Genomic DNA, 23,627 nt, shown 5'->3' on the forward strand with positions numbered 1-23,627 from the left:
AACACTTAATTTTGAGAAAGTTTAAAGTTTCTTAAAACTCAGTTTTACTTGACTCAACCAACTCGTCGTATCGCTTGTTTGTAAGCAGTCCGCCGTGTCGGTGGATGCGCATTATAGGGAGATCCAAAATGAGATCAACACTTTTTTTTAAGATCTTTTCCGTTCGGTTAAAATACAATCAAATTTATGCTTTTTACTATTACTTAGTTCAAAAAAACGCCTATCTCGGCGTATATCAACGCAGTTAACGCCTTTATATGTTGCTATGTGAAGGAATCTAGTTAAGATAGGACTTTGCATTTTGTTAAATTAATGTTTATTTCATGTTTATTTGGTAGATCACAATGACATCACCCACTCTTAAAACAATTATAATAACGGTTTGTATCGCGGTATTAGGCTATATCCTTCTAGAATTTGCTTTATCTGCTTCAACTTTATCTTCATCTATTTCTTTTGCTTTAGGCGCATTGATCGCAGGGATCGCTTTGCAGCTTGCTGCCGGTGCTAATAGTGGCACTGTTGCTGGCGAAGAATCTGCGGACTCGAAAACTCTGTATGTAGGCAACCTGCCTTATCGTGCTAATGAGCACATGGTAAAAGAGCTTTTTGAAGAACATGGCACTGTTTTTAGTGTTCGTTTGCTTAAAGATAAACACACAGGGAAACGTCGTGGTTTCGGGTTTGTTGAAGTAGCGAATAAAGACGCTGCGAAAATGATTAATAAACTCAACGACAATGAATACCAAGAACGCACATTGAAAGTGCGTGAAGCGAAGCAAAAGCAAGACGGTAACGAAGAATAAAAAAGAGGGCTGAGCCCTCTTTTTTATTTACTAGATTCACCGTTATATTCCATCACCATCTATGTGCAATCCACATTCGCGATTTAAACCAAAGAATCGTGTTTCCTCTTCGGTCATTCCCGGCTCTAGTTTACGCGTAGTGTGTACATCTCCCATGGACACATAACCTTTCTCCCATAAAGGATGGTATGGCAAGTCGTGCTCAGTGAGGTACTGATACACATCGCGGTTACTCCATTCAATAATGGGGTATACCTTAATTGTGCCTCGACTAATTTCAACAATATTCTTGTCTTTACGCGTGCTAGACTGCTCTCTGCGTAGCCCACTAAACCAGGTTCCGACTTGCAACTCGCGTAGCGCTTTGGTCATAGGCTCAACTTTGTTTAATGTGTTGTAGAGCTTTATTCCCTCTTCACCTTGCTCCCATAGTTTGCCGTATTTCGCTTCTTGCCATGCGGGACTAATGGTCGACTTGTATACCTTTAGATTAAGTTGCAAACGATCAGTCATTTGTTCAATAAACTGATATGTTTCGGGGAATAGATAGCCGGTGTCAGTTAACACCACCGGTATATCTTTTTTGACACCTGTAACTAATCGCAACATTACCGCAGCTTGTATGCCGAAGCTCGAGGACAAAATATGATTACCCGGTAAATTATCCATAGCCCATGCCACCCTTTGCTCAGGTGTTTTGTCGGCAAGTATGTCGTTGATGTGCGCAACAGCAATTTTCTGCTGTTCTTTATCTAACGTTAATATCTGGCTAAATTCACTCATTAACCTGTCCTCATTACCTTGGTTAAGCGTGAAAGTCCGTTTTTGAGACTTTTACTTCTGCTACGATCCCTTGGCGAATCACAAAGTCGCCAAACCCTTCATCTTGGTTACGCTCGTTTGCCCAACGACCAATTAGTTCATCCAGTGCACTGAGGTATACCTCTTCACCTACATTCTCTAAGTACAATTTTGGAATGCGCGTACCTTCACGATTGCCACCTAAATAGAGGTTATATTTGCCAGGCCCCTTACCGACCAAGCCGGCCTCTGCCAACATCGCGCGGCCACAGCCATTAGGACAGCCCACCACACGCAAGATGATATGCTCGTCAGCAACACCATGTTTAATCAGTAGCTGTTCCGTTTTCTCTATGAGTTGTGGTAAATAGCGCTCGGCTTCTGCCATTGCGAGTGGGCACGTTGGAAGTGACACACAAGCCATAGACGCTTTGCGTTGCTCTGTATGCGTATCATCAATGAGTCCGTGCTCACGTGCGAGCTGCTCAATCTCGTCTTTTTGGTCAGCAGGTACGCCAGCAATGATCAAGTTTTGGTTAGCAGTCATGCGGAAATCACCTTGGTGAATTTCTGCAATTTTTCGACATCCCGTTTTCAATGCCTTGTCAGGGAAATCAAGGATTCGACCATTTTGGATAAACACAGTCAGGTGATGCTTACCGTCAATGCCTTCAACCCAACCAAAGCGGTCGCCACGATGGGTGAATTCATAAGGACGACTAGGCGCAAAGGTTACACCCGCTCGCTTTTCTACTTCTGCTTTAAATGCATCACTGCCAAAGGTATCTAAGGTGTACTTTGTTTTTGCATTTTTACGATTAACTCGGTTACCCCAGTCACGCTGCACAGACACAACATGCTCAGCGATTGCTAAAGTGTGCTCAAGAGGCACAAAACCAAAATCATCAGCTTTGCGTGGATATGTTGTGACGTCACCATGGGTCATTGCTAAACCACCACCGACGAGCACATTAAAACCAACTAATTTGCCATTCTCAGCGATGGCGACAAAGTTAAGATCATTGGCGTGCACATCTACTTCATTATTTGGTGGAATGGTCACTGTTGTTTTGAACTTACGAGGCAAATAAGTCGAACCCAGAATTGGTTCTTCATCCGTAGTTTCTGACTTCTCGCCATTGAGCCAAATTTCTGCATATGCACGAGTCTTTGGTAGAAGGTGCTCTGATATTTTCGCTGCCCATTCATAAGCCTCTTGATGCAGCTGGGACTCCACAGGGTTTGTGGTGCATAGCACGTTGCGGTTTACATCGCCTGCTGTGGCAATTGAGTCAATACCAACACTGTTGAGCATCTGGTGCATATCTTTGATGTTAGGCTTTAACACACCATGAAATTGGAAAGTCTGACGCGTCGTTAAACGAATAGACCCATACATGGTTTTTTCTTGTGCAAACTTATCAATTGCTAACCATTGCGCTGGTTTAATAATGCCACCAGGCATACGCGCTCGCAGCATGACGTTATGCAATGGTTCTAGTTTTTGCTTTGCTCGCTCGGGACGAATATCACGATCATCTTGCTGATACATACCGTGGAAACGGATCAGCTGGAAATTATCAGCGGTAAATCCACCGGTGATCTGATCGTCTAGATCTGTTTCTATGGTGCCACGAAGAAAGTTACTTTGTGTTTTTAAACGCTCATTGTCAGCAAGCTTCGCTTGTGGATCATGCTTACTATTAGGCTTGTAATCGCTCATATATATTCCTACATTCACTGCGCTGACGGGCGCTTAATACACATCTTTTTGGTAACGGTTCGCACTGCGTAAATCTTTAAGATATTGCTGTGCCGCTTCATCATCTTTGGCGCCAAATTCTTTGATGACATCAATTAGAGCTTGATGCACATCTTTAGCCATACGGTTAGCATCGCCGCAGATATAGACATGCGCACCTTGTTCTAACCACGCATATACCTGCTCTCCTTGCTCTAGGATACGGTCTTGCACATACACTTTTTGCGCTTGATCACGGCTCCATGCCACATCTACTTGGGTTAATAAGCCTGACTTTAAGTAACCTTGGATTTCTGTTTGATATAAGAAATCTTGAGTAAAATGCGGGTTACCAAAGAACAGCCAGTTCTTACCTTGCGCCTCGCGTGCCTCGCGCTCTTGCAAAAATGCTCTAAATGGCGCAATACCCGTTCCCGGACCAATCATAATAACTGGGGTGCTATCATCTACTGGCAGACGAAAGTTATCATTGTGCTCAGTGAACACTTTAACTTGCGCTCCCTCATCGGCGAATCGTCCTAGGTAACCTGAACATCCACCAAGATGTGATTGCCCAAAACTATCAAACTCGACGACACCAACGGTGAGGTGCACTTCGTCTTCAACCTCTGCTTGGCTTGAAGCGATTGAATAAAGGCGAGGCTGCACTTTACGCAAGCAATCAACAAGCCCCTGTGCGCTCACAGTGGCAGGGTTTTGCAATATCACGTCATATGTTTGTCGTGCCTCTATGTACTCGCGTAATACTCCTTTATCGGCCAATAGCTCCAGTAACTGAGGATTGTTTGTGAGCTGCGCGTATTTCTCGACGAACCCAGGATATGATTGCGTAAGCTCTAAACGCTCAATTAATGCGTCTCGCAATGAGAGCGTTTCGTCGCCTAAGGTCACATCAACATTGCCATCAAGTTGCAGCGCTTCAAGAATACTGTCGACTTTGCTTTGGTCGTTAAGGAAATATACGCCCAAAGAATCTCCTGGCTGGTATTGAATACCTGACCCCTCTAGTGAGATTTCAATGTGACGTACATCTTTGGTTGAATCACGGCCAGTGATCTTTTGCACCGTCGTTAGCTCACCAACAAATGGATTTTGCTTGGTGTATTGGCTTGCAGCAACACTGCCACCAGCCAGTGGCATAGTCACCACATTGGCGTCACTTTGCTGAGCCTTGAGTTCAGGTTCAAACGCGTCGAGCGCACCGTCAATCCATACACTGCTATGATCCTCGTAATCAACGTCCAAGTCTGCTCGAGGATGAATCACTTGCGCACCGAGTTTGGCTAGGCGCTCTTCGAAATCTTTTGCTGTTTGACAAAAGAATTCATAACTAGAATCCCCTAAACCCAAAACGGCAATCTTAACACCGTCCAGCTTTGGCGCTTTTTTGGTGTTCAAGAACTCATGCAGTGTCTCTGCATCTTCGGGTGGCTCTCCTTCGCCATAGGTAGAGACAACAATACTAATGAACTGCTCTTTTTTAAGTGCTGTCGGCTTGTAATCAGCCATGCTCACCAACTTAACAGCTAGACCACGGGCTTGTGCTTGCTCTTTAAGTTTGGTGGCAACGCTTTTGGCGTTACCCGTTTGAGAGCCATATAGAATTGTTAGGGATGCAGCTTCTCCAGCCTGCGCAGTAGGAGCAGCTGGCAAACCGCCAGCCAACGCAGCGCTGTTCGCATTGGCTGCAAGGTAACCGCTTACCCAAGCTTGTTGAATTGGATTTAATTCGGCCACCAAACCTTGCAACTTCTGCACTTGTTCAGACGTGAGCGGGCTTGCTGCCGCGTTCAGCTGGTTTAACAACATCTTCTTTCCTCTAACCCAATGCCGTGACAGATAAAATCGACACGTTTGAAAATATTTGCCTAGGTCAGTAAATACAGCTTATCTAGGCTATTGTGAGCATGAAGCATACCTAGGTCAGCGCGTATGAAAAAAGAATAGAATCTGCTTTGTTATTCCATTTGGTTATTAATTTTTAATTTATCCAACGAAAACAGTTTATAGTGTGAAGAAAAGCGAGTGCTTCTAGAGGCAGTGACTGTTGGGCTTAACCAAAACGCCTTTTGATAAGCAATGGTTAACCCAGCAGTATCAAATCAAGGTTACACAGTGGGATAGATGGTCACTTCAATGCCCGCACCGATTGCCGATATACGTAGCAAGGTGTCAGCATGAATGGCTTCATTAAAACATTTTGGGGATTGACCAGAGTTAAAACCTAAGTCAAAAGTACGCCGAGAACAACTAAGCCATTGCTTAAGTCCGGCTTTAGAACATGATTCGATCAACTCACATAATTCGTTAATTGCTTTATCAGGGCTGCCTGACTCACCTTTTGTTTCTATGCGGGCTAATTGGCGCGTTTCGTCTTTGTCGTAATGCAATACAACAGCACTTTTATCAAGGTCGGCCACCAGCGCGCTGATGTCATGCTTTGACTCTAACTCAAGATCAACATTAAGAAATTGAATATCTGCCATGTATCGTGTTACTCCAAATTAGCCTTCAAAGGCGCAAGTGATAATCCGTGTCATTGTGTCATATTGACCATGAATAACAAGTGCGGGCCACGCATAACAGCCTAAACATCTTGAGGACGAAAATGCTGCTTAAGCAATTGCGCGAAGGCTTGCACTTTGGCACTGCGATGCATTTGATGATGAGTCACCAACCAAATATCGCTGCGCCAGCTTAATTCACTATGAAGTACCGGCTGCAACTGTGGATACAACCGAGCGATATCATTTTGCATCCCACCAATTCCCAAACCACTGGCGATTGCACGATTGGCATCAGATGTTTCAGAAACGCGCAACGAAATTTGCGATGCAGGCAAATGCTCATCTACCCATGCAAAGTATGGCACTCGACTGTTGAAACCCTGTACTCCAGAAATAAAATGATGCTCACGTAAATCAGTCAGTGATTTAGGAGTGCCCATGCGCTGCAAGTAGCGCTCATGCGCGTACAAGCCAGACTCTGAGCTATACAAGTGCTGAGCAATATAATCGCCTTCATCAGGGCGCGGCCCAGCGCGCACAGCGATGTGTGCTTGGCCATGATCTAAACGCAACCGCTTTTGATCAAGGAGGATTTCTAGCTGCACGTTCGGATGTTGTTTTTGAAACTCTTCACACACAGGCGCTAACAAATCAATAAAACCACTCACCGTTGTCAGCAGTAATGAGCCTGACAAGGTAGTATCAGCGGCCATAATACTGTTATGTAACGATTCTAACTGCTCATTGATCTGCTCTGCTGTCGCAAACAACTTTGCGCCAGTTTCTGTTACTGTGTAGCCTCTAGCATGACGATGAAACAAACGCGCATTTAAACTTTGCTCAAGATGATTAATACGCCTAAGCACAGTACTGTGGTGCACTCCTAGCGCTTCTGCTGCTGATGTAAGGGTGCCGCGACGCGCTACTTCAAAGGCAACTTTGATATCCTGCCAATCACTAAACTCTATCGCCATACATCCACCTTGTGTGTATTTATGCACATAAGCTTTGCGTTTTTTGTGGTTTTTTGCAAGTCACTTTTCCACTAAAGTAACACTCAAGCAAACAGATACTCTTGCAACTGAATAAGGACCACTATCATGGCTAATGCAAAAATTATCGCCCTAGCAGGCAGCTTACGTAAAAATAGTTTTAACCACGCTGTGATTGAACACGCAGCTGAACTGGCAAAGCAACAAGGCGCAGAAGTTGAGGTTCTCTCTTTGAGTGAGCTTGATTTACCGATGTTTAGTGAAGATATCGAAGCTCAGGGTACACCTGCTAACGTACAAGTATTGAAAGACAAGCTGCGCAGTGCAGACGCATTACTCCTTGCTAGTCCTGAATACAATGGCTCAATTACCGCAGCATTGAAGAACGCAATTGACTGGGCTTCACGCACTGAAGCTGGAGCAACGCCTGCATTTCAAAATAAAATTGTTGCGTTGTTTGCAGCATCACCAGGCGGTCTTGGTGGCTTGCGTGGCTTGAATCATGTGCGCGATATCTTAAGTGGTATTGGTGCTATCGTATTGGGTAATCAACTTGCGGTGCCTGCTGTGCACACCTTGTTGGATGACAGTGGCAAAATCGCTGATGCGGCTACAAGTGACAAAATCGCGGGGTTGACCAGTCAACTTGTAGAGGTAACAACTAAGCTGAACAGCTAAGGGCAAGGTCAACATGCCCTAGGGTGACTTGCTTGTTACTTACAGCAAGTCACTTTATCGCTCTTGTTCCTGCGCGGCTAGTTTAGCGCGAATAAAGTCATTATGAGTTACGTATAGTAAATCCGCGACTTTACGAATCACATGCTCTTCATGCTTATCTAGGTGACCATCAGCATAAGCAAGTCGCCACAGCAAAGTGAGTATTTCAATGCGCTCCTCGGCACTGGTGTGCTCATTAATCTGCTTAGAAAAGCGAAAATAATCAATTGCATCATCAAGGTCGCTACTGGCTTGGTTTATCAATACACTCGCCTGCTCAGCACTGAGCTCAAACTGACGCTGTAGCACTGCAAAGATCATATCCTGCTCAGCTTTATCCAGGGTATTGTCAGCACGCATCACCTCAATGAGTAAGGCTGCAACCGCAGTTTTAAAGTCAGGGCGCTCATCAACGGTGGACTGTTCATTAAGTGAATTAAAAAAGCGTGAAATCTTATCTAGCATGGCGCGACCCTCGTTAAGTGTTAAACTCACTGTAATGGATACGCTAATGGCATACAACAAGGTCAGTTAATATGCATCGCTTCATCTGGACACTGATTTCTTTACTGTTTTTGACTGCTTGCAGCTACACGGCAGCGCCTTTAGGGCAAACTGAAAAGCTCTATGACTTTGATCAGCAAGTCCATTATTACCAAACACAACTCAGTGCCAAACGTTACCGATTAGAAATCGTCGAGGATGGTTATCAGCACTTTGCTAAGCAAAGCATGTTTCTACTGCGCCATGCGCAACGACTATGTGGAGGCAGTGTGTTTTCTATTCGTGTGCTTAAAGGTGTGCAGGAATATGATCGCTTCCCAACCACACCTCGTGCATACGAACCGAATCTACTCACAGAAATCAGTTGTGAGTGAAGTGGCTGTTAATCTTGATAACCCCAAGGCGCCGCTGGTGCACTAATTGGCTTGGTTAAGTCAAAATCAACGCGGAACTCTCGCCCTTCTCGTACCAGTCGGTAAGTAAACTGCTCTGGGTATATATACATCTGCCATGTATTGCCCATTGATTGCGGGATCCCCTGCTTGGCAAACAACTCCTTTGAGTATTGATCTGCCGGAAAGGATTGCGCGTTGGCGAAACCCGCATCCAGTGTATGACCGCCATACATGGTTGATACATCATCACTGCCATCTTCATGGCGATGATCATGCTTCAAACTCAAACCGCTACCCGTTTTTGTGATGATCCATGTACGCGATGCATCAGCGCCTACATGAAAGGGGATTTGTAATTCGCGCTCACTACAACGGCGCACATGCATCACTAATTTCGCCTCGCTGAAACTGCTCGGTCCGGCATTATCAACGGTTACCTTGCCTGCAAACGCTTTGCCACAATGCGCTTTAATATTGTTGAAGAATGCGTCATGCGTTGGGATAGACACTAACGGTGCGGGTCGCGCTAAAACACACGCACTCGCACTTAACAGTATTGTGCTGACGCTAAGGGCTACTTTCATGATGTTGGTCCATTACAAATAAAGAAAGCGCCATAGTAGCGCTTTCTTTAAGGGTATTGCGAGTTTTTAGGACAATTACCCAAGGCGTGTTGGCCTTTGCTGTTTGTTGTTGCAGTCATTGGGGTATTTTGGCAAGGCCAAGCCTGCATCGCATAGTGATTCTATGTCAGTCAGGCGATAACACTGTGAAAATATCCCAAGGGCACTGCCAAAGCTACTGCCATGGTCGTTCAGCATTAAGTTGCTGTTCAAAAGCATCAATGTGTGGATTGTATTGCTCGGTCACACCGATGAAATCCAAGCCACTAAGTAAGCGCTCCTTAATATCTGCTCGCACCTCAAAAGCAATTGGCGCAAATGCATCACTGTGTAATTGCTGATTCTGTAAATCGATGTCGATATGCAAAGGTTGCTCGCCCTGCGCCAGAATAAACAAAGCGTCTAACTGCTCACTTGGCAACGCAATTGCCAACATCTGATTGTTGGCACAGTTGTTAAAGAAGATATCTGCAAAGCTCTCAGCGATAATGATATCAAAGCCATACTGCTTCAATGCCCAAGGCGCATGTTCACGCGATGAACCGCAGCCGAAGTTATCCCGGCTTAGTAAAATTGTTGCACCTTGGTAGCGTGGATAATTCAGCACGAAATCAGGGTTTGCTGTACCGTCTTCAAGGTAGCGCCAATCAAAAAATAGCGCTTTATCAAACCCATCTCGACTCGTTGACGTCAAAAACTGCTTGGGAATGATTTGGTCGGTATCCACGTTATTTTTATCTAATGGGGCAACCAAGCCACTGTGGTAACTGCTCATTAGGCTTCTCCTTGAATATCAACAAAACGGCCAGCAATTGCTGCCGCTGCAGCCATGGCTGGACTCACTAAATGAGTACGACCGCCTCGACCTTGGCGCCCTTCAAAATTACGGTTAGAGGTAGAGGCGCAGCGCTTACCCGGCGCTAGACGATCGTCATTCATCGCCAAACACATAGAGCACCCTGGTTCGCGCCACTCAAAACCGGCCGCTGTGAAAATGTCCGCCAACCCTTCATCTTCAGCTTGCTTCTTAACCAAACCAGAACCGGGTACGATCAGTGCTTCTATACCGCTGGCGACCTGCTTACCCTGCACGATTTGCGCTGCAGCACGCAAATCTTCGATGCGGCTGTTTGTACATGAACCTATAAACACGGTATCAACGCTGACATCGCTAAGCTTTTGTCCAGGCTGTAAGTCCATGTATTTAAGTGCACTGCGAATGGCATCCGCTTTAATCAAATCAACTTCTTGGTCTGGGTCTGGGATCACCTCATTCACGCCAATGACCTGCTCAGGACTGGTACCCCACGTAATTTGCGGCTGAATATCACTGGCGTCTAGCTCAACCACTTTATCGAACTGCGCACCGTCATCACTTTTCAACGTTTGCCAATAGGCTACCGCCGCCTGAAACTCATCCCCTTTCGGGGCAAATGGGCGTCCTTCAAGGTAAGCATAGGTTTTTTCATCTGGCGCAATTAGACCTGCTTTAGCACCCATTTCGATACTCATGTTACACAGCGTCATTCGCGCTTCCATGGATAAGGCTTCAATGCCAGTACCACAAAATTCAGCAACATAACCCGTACCACCAGCAGTACCGAGTTTACCGATCACCGCCATAATCAGATCCTTCGCTGTCACCGTCGGTCTAAGTACGCCGTTAACCTGAATCTTCAGTGATTTAGCTTTTTTTTGCTGCAGAGTTTGTGTTGCCAGTACATGCTCCACTTCAGAGGTGCCAATGCCATGCGCTAGCGCACCAAAGGCCCCGTGAGTCGAGGTATGGCTGTCGCCGCATACTATGGTTGTGCCAGGCAAAGTTATCCCCTGCTCTGGGCCCATGACGTGCACAATACCCTGATTAATGGAGTTTAAGTCGTAAAGCACAATGCCAAAATCTTCACAGTTTTTCGCCAGTGCCTGTAATTGGTTTCGTGATACTTCACTGGCTGCATTCAATGATCGGCTCTTGGTGGATACGTTATGATCCATCGTTGCAAAGGTCTTTTGCGGACAACGCACTGGACGGTTCTTTTCACGCAATCCAGCAAATGCTTGCGGCGAAGTCACTTCGTGTACTAGGTGACGATCAATATACAGTAAGTCTGTTTGCTCATTAATTTTGGCCACCGTGTGTGCTTGCCAAATTTTGTCATAAAGGGTGTGTGCCACAGGTTACTCCTTAAATACGCTCAACAATGGCATTTGCAACATCACGCGTGGTGAAACCACCTTGCGGGAAAATGTCTGGCGTGCCGACACCTGCCGCTACCGCCTCTGCAACGGCTTTTTCAATGCGTCGTGCCGCTTCATCCTGCCCGAGTGAATAACGTAACATCAATGCGGCACTTAAAATTTGCGCAATAGGGTTAGCAATTCCCTTGCCTGCGATGTCTGGTGCTGAACCACCTGCGGGTTCGTATAAGCCAAAACCCGATTGGTTCAAGCTTGCCGAAGGCAGTAACCCCATAGAACCTGTGATCATAGCGCACTCATCTGAAAGAATGTCGCCAAATAAGTTATCGCATAACAGTACGTCAAACTGGCTTGGCTGCTTCACTAATTGCATAGCCGCGTTGTCGATATAGATATGGTCCAGTGTCACATCAGGGTAGTCTTTACTCACTTCACTGACGACCTCACGCCATAACACGCTTGTGGCCAATACGTTAGCTTTGTCCACTGACGTTACGTGATTACTGCGCAGGCGCGCGGCATCAAAGGCAAAGCGTGCGATGCGTTCAATCTCTTGGCGCGAATAGGTTTGTGTATCGAACGCAGATTCTTGTTCACCCTCACCGCTGCGCCCTTTCTCACCGAAGTAAATCCCACCTGTGAGCTCGCGTACACATAAAATGTCAAAACCGTTAGCACTGATATCCTGACGTAATGGCGATGAACTACTCAGTGCAGGCAATAACTGCGCTGGGCGTAAATTACAGAATAAGCCGAAGTGTTTGCGAAGGGGTAACAACGACGCGCGCTCTGGTTGTTGTTCGGGCGGTAAACCTTCCCATTTCGGACCACCTACCGCACCAAACAAAATAGCGTCCGCTTGCTCACATGCCAAAAGCGTACTGGCGGGCAGCGCTTCGCCAAATTCATCTATCGCACATCCACCCACTGCGTGATGGTGTAGGCTCAAAGAAAAGCCAAACTCTTTACTTGTTGCTGCTAACACTTGTTCAGCCGCAGCCATTACTTCTGGACCGATGCCATCGCCAGCTAATACGGCGATGCTATAATTCTTTTGACTCATCCTGCTTTCCTTTGTTGCTTTAAGCTAGACACCTGTTGTGCCCGATGAATAATGTTATAAACACGCACCATGGCATGCACAGACGCTTCAACGATATCCGCCGCTAAGCCTGCACCGTGGTAGGTACGTCCTTGGTATTTTGCGATGATGTCTACCTGACCGAGTGAACTTGCACCTTGCCCTGTTGCATCTAAGTTATATTCAATGACATCAACTTCCATGCCCGTTAAGCGTGCAAGTGCAGCAAATGAGGCCTCCACAGGGCCATTGCCTGTTGCCGCCTCTTGTTTTTCTTCATCTGCTACACAAATACCGATAGTCGCGCTAGCAACAGACTGTGAATTTGACGCAGAATTCACGAATTGGAGGCGATAATGGTCATCTTTGTCGCGAATTTGATTAAAATAGATCATTGCTTCTAGGTCATAGTCGTACACTGTGCCTTTTTGATCGGCCAACTCTAAGAAGCTTTCATATAGGCTATCCATATCGTAGTCATCACTTTGGTAACCTAATTCACTCAAGCGATGTTCAATAACGTGACGGCCAGAACGAGAAGTCATATTCAATTGATTATTGGGTACGCCGACGCTCTCAGGCGACATAATTTCATATGTGTTTTGTGCTTTTAGCACGCCGTCTTGGTGAATACCTGAGCTGTGCGCAAACGCATTTTCGCCGACAATTGCCTTGTTCGGCTGCACCGGCATATTGCAGATTTTGGCGACTTGACGGGAGGCTCGATAAATTTCTTCGCTGCGGATATCTGTGTGCACTTTTAAGTGGTCTTGGCGCATCTTCATAATCATCGCCACTTCTTCAAGTGAACAGTTACCAGCACGCTCACCAATACCATTTACAGTACATTCAATTTGGCGCGCACCGGCTTGTACAGCTGCAATAGAGTTAGCCACAGCTAAACCTAAGTCGTTATGGCAATGCACACTCAAACGCGCCTTGTCGATATTAGGCACATGATTCATCAAATGGTGGATCATAGCCGCATACTCATCTGGCGTGACGTAACCTACGGTATCTGGCAGGTTTATCGTGCTAGCACCTGCGGCAATAGCGCGCTCAACAATACGGCATAAGTCATCATGCGGCGTTCTCCCTGCATCTTCACAGGAAAATTCAACATCATCGGTGAAGTTACGCGCCAACTTTATCGCCTTCACGGCCATTTCAGTGGCATTGTCTAGTGACATTCGTAATTTATGCTCAAGATGCAATGGGCTAGTAGCAATGAAAGTATGAATACGTCCTCGCTCAGCTGGTCGAAGCGCTTCACCACAGGCCTCGATATCTTTAGCGACAGCACGCGCTAAGCCACAAATAACAGGCTTTCTGACTTCCGTAGCAATACGTTGAACTGCACGAAAATCTGCTGGACTAGAAACGGGAAATCCTACTTCCATAACATCCACATTCAAACGGCTGATCGCATGCGCTAGCTGCAGTTTGTCATCCTCTGTCAAACTTGCTTTTAACGCTTGTTCACCGTCTCGCAATGTGGTGTCAAATATCCATACCTTGTCTTGCATCATATTTCCTCATTTTCAGTGCTAAGTGCCACAAATAAAAAACCCCGCGAAGTGCGGGGTCATTATTGTGTGTATCTACACAGCCGTAACGCTACGCCCCGCAGTATTGCTCAATGAGCAGCAGGTTTAGCAGTAATGTAATTGGCTGAATAAATTGCATCTTGTGTGTTCTTTAATTTTTAAACTGGCTCATTTTTACCACTAATCGACACACGCAAGCAAGCATAAAAATTTCGCCAAATGGCGTAAAACATAGACTTAAAAGAAAAATAAAACCTATTTATGGGCACTTCAAGCCTTTTTAATTCAACATAGGCTTTGATTGCACAGAGACAAGTTCTGAGGAGGTTAATCTAAGCGAATACAATTTTATTTTAGTATTTATCTCAACTGCCTACTTTTTGCGCATAATGATGGCCACCGAAAGAAATATACCTCAATTGCCAAATGAGTCGCTCAATTAACTCTTCGCGCGATTGCCCCTCTAAGTCGAGAGCCTCCGCACCAGAGGTGAATACGATAGTCACCATGGCCTCAGCTTGCATGTATGCATGTTGACTTGGACAACGATTCTCACTCTCGAGGTAATGTGCCAATTCCAAAATAAAGTGTTTGATTTCACGTGCTACAGCAGCACGAAACGCTTTAGAGGTGCCTGAACGCTCACGCAATAACAACCTAAACTGGTTCGGTTGATTATCAATAAACTCCATAAAGGTAAGCACTGAGGTCGAGATAATGCTGCCGCCACTAGCTATACGCTGACGAGCTTGGCGCATAAGTTGACGTAACGTAAGACCCGCTTCATCAACCATGGTTAAACCTAACTCGTTCATATCTTTGAAATGACGATAGAAAGAAGTGGGGGCAATCCCTGCTTCGCGAGCAACTTCGCGCAAGCTCAAGTTAGAAAAGCTATGCTCTGCACTCAACTGGTTGAATGCTGCCTCTATCAAAGCTTGACGAGTTTTCAGTTTTTGCTGGGCACGAACACCGGCCATGATTGCCACCTAAGCTAATAAAAACTCAAGTCTAATACTTGACGACAAGAGATTGAACCACTATTTTAGCGTACAACTGTACGCTGAATTTAAATTATCATGAATAAACCACCTATTTTATGGGTCAATGTGATCTTCTTTTCCCTGTCATTTTTAGCCGCTGTGACGCTCGTTCCTTGGTATGGATTGACAGTTGGCTTCACAAGCTCGCACTGGATTGCTTTTATTGCTTGTATGTTTTTTGCTGGATTATCAATTACCGCTGGCTATCACAGACTTTGGGCACACAAAACCTATGAGGCTCATCCTGTTATCGAAGTTATTTTTGCTCTGGGCGGTGCATTTGCATTACAAAACAGCGCCCTACATTGGAGTAGCGACCATCGTGTGCATCATGGCAAAGTTGATGACCCAGAAAAAGACCCTTACGCAGCCACAAGAGGCTTCTGGTATAGCCACATCGGTTGGATGTTGCGCAATTATCAAGGCGATGAGTATGGTAATTACAGTAATGCTCGCGACTTACAAAGAAATAAAGTGGTTATGTGGCAACACCGCCATTACCTAAAGCTTGCAGCATTAACCAACATCGGTTTACCACTTCTTTTGGGCATCATCTTGGGTGACATCCTAGGCATGATGCTACTCGCTGGCTTATTGCGCCTAGTGCTATCGCAGCATTTCACATTCTTTATTAATTCACTCGCCCACATTTGGGGATCGCGCCCTTACACTGAAAAAAACACGGCGCGTGATAACGGGTTCTTGGCGTTTTTGACTTACGGTGAGGGGTACCACAACTTCCACCATATATTTGCCAGTGATTATCGCAATGGCATCCGTTGGTGGCATTACGATCCAACCAAATGGATGATCCGCACTTTTGCATACCTTGGTTTAGCGAAAAAATTAAAACGCACACCGATTGACAGGATTGAGCTAGCTAAGGCACAAACCCTGATGGCGAAAACCAAAGTCACGCTGGCAAAGAAGGACAGTGCACAGGAGAAACTCGCTCTTTTACAAAGCGAATATGATATGTTGCTCAAAAAGCTCCAGCATTTTTGCCAAGTTCAAAAGCAGGTCATTGAAGCGAAAAAGAATTCAATGCTGCAACAATGCGAAAAATCCGCTTTAATGAAGCAATACCATGAATTAGAAAATGCCTGGCAAGTACAAAAGCAAGCTTGGTTAGAACTGAACTCTCGCTTGCGTAAGGCCCATTGTTAATGCCAAAAGGAGTCACCGTGGCAAAGCAAAAAGCAAGCAAAACGACACAACCTGATGCGTCATATCAATATGACGCTATCATCATTGGCACAGGTCCTGGCGGTGAAGGTACCGCCATGAACTTGGCCAAAAGCAATAAAAAAGTCGCAGTGATTGAGCGTCAGCGTGACGTAGGTGGCGGCTGTGTGCATTGGGGGACGATCCCTTCGAAAGCACTGCGTCATTCCGTGAGCCGTTATATCGAGTATAAGTCTAACCCTTTGTTCCACATTACCGAACGCCCAGGGCGACTGACCTTTCCCGACATTCTGAAGCACAGCTCAGCCGTCATCTCGAAGCAATCGAGCTTGCGCAGTAGCTTTTATGAGCGCAACCGCATCGACTTGTTCCAAGGTGATGCCAGTTTCGTAGACAAGAACACGATCAATGTGCGCCATCAAGACGGTTCATTTGAGCAGTTAAGTGCGCCCACAATTGTAATAGCGACTGGTTCGCGTCCATATCGTCCGCCAGAAATCGACTTTTCACACCCTCGAGTGTACGACAGCGATACTATTTTGAACTTACAACACGATCCTCAGCGTATCCTTATTTATGGCGCGGGGGTGATCGGTTGTGAATATGCCTCTATTTTCAAAGGGCTAGGTACTAAAGTCGATCTAGTTAATACACGAGATCGCTTATTGGCCTTTATGGATGATGAAATATCAGACGCGCTCAGTTATCACTTCTGGAACAGCGGGATTTTTATTCGTCATAACGAAGAGTTTGAACGCGTTGAAACGCGTGACGATGGCATTATCATGCACATGAAATCGGGCAAGCGAGTCAAAGCCGATTGCTTGCTATTTGCCAATGGCCGCACTGGTAACACTGACTCCCTTAATCTTGAGGCGGTCGGCTTGAAAGCAGATGGTCGCGGACAATTGAAGGTTAATGAAAGTTACCAAACCGATGTAAGCAACATTTATGCTGTGGGTGATGTTATCGGCTATCCTAGCCTGGCCAGCGCGGCATTTGACCAAGGTCGCATCTGTGCCGATGCAATAGTGCGTGGAGAGTGCGAAGCCAAACTCATTATTGATATTCCGGCTGGGATCTACACTATCCCAGAGATGAGTTCAGTAGGTAAAACAGAGCAACAGCTCACCGCAGCCAAAATCCCATATGAAGTTGGACGCGCTCAATTTAAACACCTTGCCAGAGCCCAAATTGCAGGCACCGATGTCGGGAGCTTAAAAATTCTGTTTCACAGTGAAACCAAAGAGGTGCTGGGCGTACATTGCTTTGGTGAACGTGCGTCCGAGATAGTCCACATCGGCCAAGCGATTATGGAACAAAAAAATGGTGGTAATAACGTTGAGTACTTTGTGAACACTACCTTTAACTACCCCACAATGGCGGAAGCCTACCGAGTTGCAGCTCTAAATGGCCTGAATCGCCTCGTGTGATATAGAACAAATCACTATTTATTATCACGTTAAAAAATGAGCCTATGGCTCATTTTTTATAGTTCATCCTTTGTTCAACTGTAAAAATATTGTAAACTCGTTTCTAAAATAAGAAAAAGTAGGTGTAAGGGAATGAAAACTTCTGCTCTGGGCCTAAGTGCAGCAATAAGCCTATTTAGCGCAGCTGCATTTGCCGACTACTCCAGCGCTAACAAAGATTTTGAGAACCAAGATTACGAGCAAGCGTTTAATGAATACAAAGAGCTTGCACAAAGAGGTCATGCTGACGCCATGTATAAACTGGCTACTATGTATGAACAAGGGCTTGGCACAGACGCTGACATTTACCCTGCCTTCTCTTGGTACATGCTCGCCATTGATTTTGGTAATGAAGAAGCAAAAGATCGCTATCGCGATATTCGCTCTCAGGTGCCATCGCGCAAAGAGGGTAAACAAAGATATAAAGCGCTGGCGAGTGCATATGGCTATGAAGCCCACAGAGGCGCTCTCGTTCCTGTTGAAGATAAATCAGGCCACAACTACCGCTATTACTCTGTAAAACACAAAGAAGGACTAGACCTCAGTGGTTACGAGTTAACCCAAGGCGCTTGGTCAACCGTTAGCTTTGATGTGAACCAGCAAGGCAATGTTGTAAACCCAAGAGTGATTGCGTCATTCCCTAAAGATGTCATTGACGAAGCCGCACTTGCTGCCATTTTACAGTGGCAATTTAAAGTGCCTAACGATTACAGTGGCGAACCTCAAGCGGTTTTTGGACTGACTCACACATTTGAGTACAAGTCTGCCAACAATTCGTATCGCCGAGAGTATGAAGGGCAAAAAGAAGAGTATTCACAAAAACTCAAGGTGTTAGCCGACAAAGGTAACAATTATGCTCAGGCTCGCTATGCCATGATGCTTGAGGCTGGCCTGATTGAAGGCAGCAAAGATAAACACCTAGACTGGTATTACAAAGCCGCAGTGAATGGCAATTATGATGCGCAATTATGGTTAGTCCGTTGTTTTGAATATGGTACCGCGTGTAAATCAGATAAAAAGAAAGCATTTAACTGGCTTAAAACAGCAAGCGAAAGTGGTAACGAGCGCGCTCAATATCAATTAGCCACCAAGTTAATGGACTATGAGACGGTACATTACGATTTGGATAAAGCGGCAGAAATTCTTAAAAAAGCAACGCATAATCAATATCTTCCAGCAATGATTTCATACGCTAAGTTATTGGCCTTTGCTGACAAAGAATCAATCCGAAATTATGAAGAAGCCTTGAAGTATGCTGAGCTGGCACGTGCCGAAGCTCCAGATCATCCGGCATTATTGTCTGTATTGGGCGTAGCATACAGCGAGCTAGGACATATGGAGCAAGGTGAAAAGTACTTGCGCCAAGCCTACGATGAGGCAAAACGCCGAAACTGGCCAACCCAAAACTACCTTGAGTTAATGGAAGGTCGAGCATCTATGATGGCCAATGGCACCAGCCTAATCTATTAAAATTGCAGACGTTCATTAAAAAAGCCCGCATTAGCGGGCTTTTTCGTGGATTTTTACGCTGTAGTCAGCACACATTACTTATGATATTTCGCACTGAGCTCATGCACCGCATTAATAAACGCACCAGCATGCTCAGGGTCAACATCAGGTGTAATGCCGTGACCTAAGTTAAACACGTGGCCACTGCCCTCACCAAAGCCAGCAAGAATGCTCGCTACTTCTTCACGAATTCGCTCTGGTGAAGCATGCAGCATGGATGGGTCCATATTACCTTGCAAGGCTACTTTGTCGCCCACGCGACGTTTTGCGTCTGCAATATCAATAGTCCAATCAAGACCAATAGCATCACAACCTGTTGCTGCAATCTTCTCAATCCATTGGCCACCACTTTTAGTGAACAAGGTTACAGGCACTTTGCGACCATCATTTTCGCGGATCAGGTCGTCGACGATCTTATGCATATAACGCAATGAGAACTCCTCATAGTCGCGAGGACTGAGTACCCCACCCCATGAGTCAAATACCATCAACGACTGCGCGCCAGCCTTAACTTGCGCATTAAGGTAACTCGTTACGGAGTCCGCAAGTTTATCAAGCAGTAAGTGTAATGTTTTAGGGTCAGCAAAAGCCATTTTCTTTATTTTGCCAAATGTTTTGCTGCTGCCACCCTCAACCATGTAGGTTGCAAGCGTCCATGGTGAACCAGAGAAACCAATAAGAGGTACTTCACCTTTTAGCTCACGACGAATTGTACGCACTGCATTCATCACATAGCCGAGTTCATCTTCAGGGTCTGGAATGCCGATTTTAGCGACATCTTCATAACTGGATACAGGGCGTTCAAATTTAGGACCTTCACCTGTCTCAAAGTAAAGACCCAGACCCATCGCATCTGGAATAGTCAAAATATCGCTGAATAGAATAGCGGCATCCAAAGGATATCGACGAAGCGGCTGTAAGGTTACTTCACAAGCGAGCTCGGCATTTTTACACAGGCTCATAAAGTCGCCCGCTTGGCTGCGGGTAGCTCGGTACTCTGGTAAATATCGACCTGCCTGACGCATCATCCACACCGGCGTTCTATCAACAGGCTGCTTTGCTAAAGCACGTAAATAACGATCATTTTTCAATTCGCTCATGGCGTAACTTCTCGATTCAAATTCAATTGCGGGTAATTCTATCACAACCTGTCTGGACGATGATGAAATAGATCATTGAAATATGCCTTTGCACACACATTCTTCGCTCTCTTGCTTGAAAAAATTATTGCGCAGAGAAAAGTGATACCCAAGCACTTTAATTTTGGGCGTGTTGACCTTTGATTTGGACAAAACGCGTACTTCGAAGGTCAATACCCCCTTAGATGAAAAACTTCATAAACATAAAGATTTTCGCATATTTGTTAACAAGTTACATTTTTGTTCAAAAACACTAAACATCTCCTTCAGCCCAATAAAAACACAGGTTCGCTCAAAATTTCAGCATCGAAAAAGAAAAGAATTATAAAAAAATGTAAAAAAATTTGTTAAAAAACTTGCAAGCCTTATACGACCTTGGTATAACTAATGCCGTTCTAGAAAACAATAATAAAAAGTTAGAACATACATAATAAAAAGAAGCTCGCTTGACGAGACTGCTAAAGAAATTCGGCCACCCTTTGCGGTGGCTTTTTCTTTTCCTGAATTCCTCGCAACCCCTGTACCCGCATGGGTTACGTGTTATAGCCTGAAACAATTTATTAATAAAAATAGGTTGACCTTTGAGCAATATTTTCTTTTTATAGGGGTATAGCCAACCGGGGGGTAGGAGAAAAAGATGTTATCGCAGTTGGAACAAGCACAGCAAAAATGGGGCGGCAGTAACACCGTCATAGATAAGTGGTTAGCGGAACGCCAAGAGCTGTTAGTACAATATTGCGCATTGGCAGGTACACCTCATGCAAAGCATGGCCTAGCATTACCAGAACAAGCCTGTATTCAAAGTTTTTGCCAACTGTTAATGGACTACCTATCAGCGGGTCATTTCGAAATTTATGATGACATAGTGAAGCAATGTGAATTACGAGGTGAAGACAGCCTTAAGCTTGCTCAGTCATTATATCCGCAAATTTCAGCCACAACTGACATTGCTCTAGATTTCAATGACAATTACGCTGAAGCGAAAAATGACGACTTATTGAAAAACTTTGACAACGACTTGTCAAAACTGGGAGAAGCGCTGACTACGCGTTTTGAGCTAGAGGACGAACTAATTCATAACCTCTACACCAATCATATCTAATTATTTATCTTTCAATACACAACAAAAAGCCCCGCACAATGCAGGGCTTTTTTTATCACTTCTGATTATTCAGAATCAGCTGACTCTGTTTCAGGCTTAACGATTTCAAGCAGCTCAACTTCGAATACAAGTGTTGAGTTAGCTGGGATCTTACCTAGATCACGCTCACCGTATGCAAGCTCTGAAGGAATAGTAAATTTGTACTTAGAGCCAACAGGCATTAACTGTAGACCTTCAGTCCAACCAGGGATCACACGGTTAAGTGGGAAGCTAGTAGGCTCGTTGCGAGAGTATGAGCTATCGAACTCAGTACCGTCTAGCAATGTGCCTTTGTAGTGTACCTTAACTGTGTCTGTCTCAGCTGGCTTCTCGCCTTCACCCGCACTTAGAACTTCGTATTGAAGACCTGATTCAGTCACCATTACACCTTCTTTTTGCGCGTTTTCAGCTAGGAACTTTTCACCTTCTTCTTTGCTCTTAGCAGCAGCAGCTTGCGCAGCTTCTTGTTGCTTAGTGCGTACAGAGGTGTCTAGCGCTGTAAGTACTTCGCGAATTTTTTCTTCGTCTAGTTTGCTGTCGCCAGCTAGCGCATCTTTAAAGCCACGGATCATAAGCTCTTGGTCAAGTGTAATGCCTAGCTCATTTTTCTCTGCAAGGTCACGGTTAAGGTAAGTACCTACCGATGCACCGATGCCATAAGCCTGCTGCTGAGCTTCAGTTTCTAGTTTTACTTCTGCTGTTTCTTGCTTAGCTGCTTCTTGATTACACGCTGTCAGGGCCAATACAGATGCCGCTACCAGCGATAGCTTAATTGTTTTTCTCATATCTATCTCCAGCAACATGTTCGTTGCCAACTTTGGGTTATAAAAATACATTTTGAATAACAGCCTCAAAAATCACTCGGCCTATATTCGAACTCCAGCTTGAGGCTGTTTTTCTAATTACTTTAGTGAAATAATTAGGAAAATATCCTAGATTCAAGTAAATCTCGACCACTAGTCTAACTGCTTGAGACCACAGAGTTAAGGGACACCTGTAAATTTATGTTAATTATTCGCACACTGTTGCTTACATCCTTGATAAGCCTGACTATTGCGTGTCAGCCGCATCATTCTGACGCCACCAAACAAGTCCCTCATGCCGCAACAGGTGCGTATGATGCCGCCATTTCCAGTGATGGCCGTTACAGTATTGTCTCCTCAGTAGAACATGGTGTCGCTGTCTGGGACAATCAAGTCAATGGGCTCAAATTTCAATGGTACTTGAGCGAAGATGAACAGAATATGGTTGTGGCTCTGGATATTTCTGCCGATAGTTATGCGGCAGTGACCGCCACACGAGAAGAGTTTGCCGTGTGGGATTTAGAGTCCGGTGAAAACTTGGGTTTTTACAAAATAAATCAATCCCATATCCGCGATATTGCCATTAGTAACAAAGGCCGATATGTGATGTACGGCCGCGCTGATGGTGTTGCGGTTCACATTGACTTAACGACGGGTCGACGTATTGAGTTTTTAGGCCATCAGGAGAAAATTAACGCCGTTGCCTTATCACCAAATGGTTTTTATGCGCTCACGGGTGGCAATGACTACAGTGCGTATTTATGGGATACCCGAACAGGACAAGTCGTTTACCGCTTCAACCATGCGAGCCGCGTCACTCAAGTCGCGTTAGATCCCCAAGCCCGATTCGCTTTTACCGCCGGTAGCAAAAAACAGGCAAGTATTTGGGATCTCACAACAGGTGCACAGCACAGTAATTTGCAGTATATTGCCCGCCAGAAAATCTTCAGTGCCGTGCGCTTTTCAGATGACGCAAAGTGGTTAGCCACAGGCTCACCGAGCAGAGAGCTGGCAATGTGGAATATTGATACGGGTGAACGCGTACTCGATTATCAGGTGGCTGCGCGAGCAAATAGCCAACCTAAATCTGCAGTGGTGTTTGCCGTTGCATTTGCCGAAAATAATCAACTGATCACTGAAAGCTCAAGTGGTTTGTCTGAGTATTTTGAGATTAAGAGAAAGCAATGAACAACCTAGAAGCACGCATTGAAAGCCTTGAGGCCAAAGTTTCATTCCAAGATGAGACAATTGATATTCTCAACGACGAACTGAAAGCGCATCAACAGCAAATGGCGAAAATGCGCCGTCAAATGGAATTACTGGGCGAGAAGTTAAAAGAAGTACAAAGTGGCTCATCATTAATGCCGCAGGAGCAAGAGCCGCCCCCACCGCATTATTAAT

General features: G+C 45.2%; 23 protein-coding genes. 9 read left to right on the top strand and 14 right to left on the bottom strand.

The window, feature by feature from the left end; genetic code table 11:
• Nucleotides 1–344: 344 nt before the first annotated feature.
• Nucleotides 345–806, top strand: coding sequence for an RNA recognition motif domain-containing protein (locus AAEU32_RS15200; RefSeq protein WP_421971384.1), 462 nt, complete (start codon nucleotides 345–347; stop codon nucleotides 804–806).
• Nucleotides 807–848: 42 nt separating this feature from the next.
• Here AAEU32_RS15200 and AAEU32_RS15205 read toward each other — a convergent pair whose 3' ends face one another.
• The 5 genes from AAEU32_RS15205 to AAEU32_RS15225 all read right to left on the bottom strand — a co-directional run bounded on the left by AAEU32_RS15205 (nucleotide 849) and on the right by AAEU32_RS15225 (nucleotide 6,850).
• Nucleotides 849–1,589, bottom strand: a complete 741-nt coding sequence (locus tag AAEU32_RS15205) for a phosphoadenylyl-sulfate reductase (RefSeq protein ID WP_421971385.1) — start codon at nucleotides 1,587–1,589, stop codon at nucleotides 849–851.
• Nucleotides 1,590–1,611: 22 nt separating this feature from the next.
• The gene (cysI, locus tag AAEU32_RS15210; RefSeq protein WP_421971386.1) at nucleotides 1,612–3,330 is read right to left on the bottom strand and encodes an assimilatory sulfite reductase (NADPH) hemoprotein subunit; all 1,719 of its coding nucleotides are present in this window, start codon (nucleotides 3,328–3,330) and stop codon (nucleotides 1,612–1,614) included.
• Nucleotides 3,331–3,363: 33 nt separating this feature from the next.
• Nucleotides 3,364–5,178: an assimilatory sulfite reductase (NADPH) flavoprotein subunit gene (locus AAEU32_RS15215; RefSeq protein ID WP_421971387.1), complete on the bottom strand. Its 1,815-nt coding sequence runs from the start codon at nucleotides 5,176–5,178 to the stop codon at nucleotides 3,364–3,366.
• 299 nt (nucleotides 5,179–5,477) lie between these two features.
• A complete protein-coding gene (locus tag AAEU32_RS15220; protein ID WP_421971388.1) occupies nucleotides 5,478–5,855 on the bottom strand; it encodes a hypothetical protein in 378 nt (125 codons plus the stop codon).
• 101 nt (nucleotides 5,856–5,956) lie between these two features.
• Entirely contained in the window at nucleotides 5,957–6,850 is an 894-nt protein-coding gene (locus tag AAEU32_RS15225; RefSeq protein ID WP_421971389.1) for a LysR family transcriptional regulator, read from the bottom strand.
• Between the two features lie 126 nt (nucleotides 6,851–6,976).
• On the opposite strand from AAEU32_RS15225, the gene AAEU32_RS15230 reads away from it, so the two are divergent.
• A complete protein-coding gene (locus AAEU32_RS15230) occupies nucleotides 6,977–7,546 on the top strand; it encodes an NADPH-dependent FMN reductase (RefSeq protein WP_421971390.1) in 570 nt (189 codons plus the stop codon).
• Nucleotides 7,547–7,600: 54 nt separating this feature from the next.
• Here the strand turns inward: AAEU32_RS15230 and AAEU32_RS15235 are convergent, their stop codons facing one another.
• Nucleotides 7,601–8,050 (bottom strand): tellurite resistance TerB family protein, encoded by a 450-nt coding sequence (locus AAEU32_RS15235; protein WP_421971391.1) that lies wholly within the window; start codon nucleotides 8,048–8,050, stop codon nucleotides 7,601–7,603.
• 71 nt (nucleotides 8,051–8,121) lie between these two features.
• Between AAEU32_RS15235 and AAEU32_RS15240 the strand changes: the two genes are divergently transcribed.
• On the top strand, nucleotides 8,122–8,463 hold the full coding sequence (locus AAEU32_RS15240) for a hypothetical protein (RefSeq protein ID WP_421971392.1): 342 nt from the start codon (nucleotides 8,122–8,124) through the stop codon (nucleotides 8,461–8,463).
• A gap of 8 nt (nucleotides 8,464–8,471) precedes the next feature.
• Here the strand turns inward: AAEU32_RS15240 and AAEU32_RS15245 are convergent, their stop codons facing one another.
• The 6 genes from AAEU32_RS15245 to fabR all read right to left on the bottom strand — a co-directional run bounded on the left by AAEU32_RS15245 (nucleotide 8,472) and on the right by fabR (nucleotide 14,914).
• Entirely contained in the window at nucleotides 8,472–9,068 is a 597-nt protein-coding gene (locus tag AAEU32_RS15245) for a hypothetical protein (RefSeq protein WP_421971393.1), read from the bottom strand.
• Nucleotides 9,069–9,282: 214 nt separating this feature from the next.
• Nucleotides 9,283–9,882: a 3-isopropylmalate dehydratase small subunit gene (leuD, locus tag AAEU32_RS15250; RefSeq protein ID WP_421971394.1), complete on the bottom strand. Its 600-nt coding sequence runs from the start codon at nucleotides 9,880–9,882 to the stop codon at nucleotides 9,283–9,285.
• Nucleotides 9,882–11,282 (bottom strand): 3-isopropylmalate dehydratase large subunit, encoded by a 1,401-nt coding sequence (gene leuC / locus AAEU32_RS15255; RefSeq protein ID WP_421971395.1) that lies wholly within the window; start codon nucleotides 11,280–11,282, stop codon nucleotides 9,882–9,884. Before leuC ends, leuD begins: the two co-directional genes overlap by 1 nt.
• A gap of 10 nt (nucleotides 11,283–11,292) precedes the next feature.
• Nucleotides 11,293–12,369, bottom strand: coding sequence for a 3-isopropylmalate dehydrogenase (leuB, locus tag AAEU32_RS15260; RefSeq protein WP_421971396.1), 1,077 nt, complete (start codon nucleotides 12,367–12,369; stop codon nucleotides 11,293–11,295).
• Nucleotides 12,366–13,913, bottom strand: coding sequence for a 2-isopropylmalate synthase (leuA, locus tag AAEU32_RS15265; RefSeq protein WP_421971425.1), 1,548 nt, complete (start codon nucleotides 13,911–13,913; stop codon nucleotides 12,366–12,368). The genes leuB and leuA overlap by 4 nt, the downstream gene beginning before the upstream one ends.
• Nucleotides 13,914–14,299: 386 nt before the next feature.
• Nucleotides 14,300–14,914, bottom strand: coding sequence for an HTH-type transcriptional repressor FabR (gene fabR / locus AAEU32_RS15270; RefSeq protein ID WP_421971397.1), 615 nt, complete (start codon nucleotides 14,912–14,914; stop codon nucleotides 14,300–14,302).
• 99 nt (nucleotides 14,915–15,013) lie between these two features.
• Here fabR and AAEU32_RS15275 point away from each other — a divergent pair, with 99 nt between their 5' ends.
• The 3 genes from AAEU32_RS15275 to AAEU32_RS15285 all read left to right on the top strand — a co-directional run bounded on the left by AAEU32_RS15275 (nucleotide 15,014) and on the right by AAEU32_RS15285 (nucleotide 19,104).
• Nucleotides 15,014–16,144 carry a fatty acid desaturase gene (locus AAEU32_RS15275; RefSeq protein WP_421971398.1) on the top strand — a complete coding sequence of 377 codons (1,131 nt, stop codon included), beginning with the start codon at nucleotides 15,014–15,016 and terminating at the stop codon, nucleotides 16,142–16,144.
• 17 nt (nucleotides 16,145–16,161) lie between these two features.
• Complete coding sequence (gene sthA, locus AAEU32_RS15280) at nucleotides 16,162–17,595, top strand: Si-specific NAD(P)(+) transhydrogenase (RefSeq protein ID WP_421971399.1); 1,434 nt, start codon at nucleotides 16,162–16,164, stop codon at nucleotides 17,593–17,595.
• Nucleotides 17,596–17,727: 132 nt separating this feature from the next.
• Nucleotides 17,728–19,104: a TonB family protein gene (locus AAEU32_RS15285; protein WP_421971400.1), complete on the top strand. Its 1,377-nt coding sequence runs from the start codon at nucleotides 17,728–17,730 to the stop codon at nucleotides 19,102–19,104.
• Between the two features lie 74 nt (nucleotides 19,105–19,178).
• Here the strand turns inward: AAEU32_RS15285 and hemE are convergent, their stop codons facing one another.
• Entirely contained in the window at nucleotides 19,179–20,243 is a 1,065-nt protein-coding gene (gene hemE, locus AAEU32_RS15290; protein WP_421971401.1) for a uroporphyrinogen decarboxylase, read from the bottom strand.
• Between the two features lie 676 nt (nucleotides 20,244–20,919).
• On the opposite strand from hemE, the gene rsd reads away from it, so the two are divergent.
• Nucleotides 20,920–21,384 carry a sigma D regulator gene (rsd, locus tag AAEU32_RS15295; protein ID WP_421971402.1) on the top strand — a complete coding sequence of 155 codons (465 nt, stop codon included), beginning with the start codon at nucleotides 20,920–20,922 and terminating at the stop codon, nucleotides 21,382–21,384.
• Nucleotides 21,385–21,449: 65 nt separating this feature from the next.
• Here the strand turns inward: rsd and fkpA are convergent, their stop codons facing one another.
• A complete protein-coding gene (gene fkpA / locus AAEU32_RS15300; RefSeq protein WP_421971403.1) occupies nucleotides 21,450–22,208 on the bottom strand; it encodes an FKBP-type peptidyl-prolyl cis-trans isomerase in 759 nt (252 codons plus the stop codon).
• Nucleotides 22,209–22,427: 219 nt separating this feature from the next.
• Between fkpA and AAEU32_RS15305 the strand changes: the two genes are divergently transcribed.
• A complete protein-coding gene (locus AAEU32_RS15305; RefSeq protein WP_421971404.1) occupies nucleotides 22,428–23,414 on the top strand; it encodes a WD40 repeat domain-containing protein in 987 nt (328 codons plus the stop codon).
• Nucleotides 23,411–23,626: a SlyX family protein gene (locus AAEU32_RS15310; protein ID WP_421971405.1), complete on the top strand. Its 216-nt coding sequence runs from the start codon at nucleotides 23,411–23,413 to the stop codon at nucleotides 23,624–23,626. Before AAEU32_RS15305 ends, AAEU32_RS15310 begins: the two co-directional genes overlap by 4 nt.
• The last annotated feature ends 1 nt before the right edge of the window (nucleotide 23,627 follow it).

This window comes from Pseudoalteromonas maris (genome assembly GCF_049257235.1).
In the GTDB taxonomy this organism is placed as follows: Bacteria; Pseudomonadota; Gammaproteobacteria; order Enterobacterales; family Alteromonadaceae; genus Pseudoalteromonas.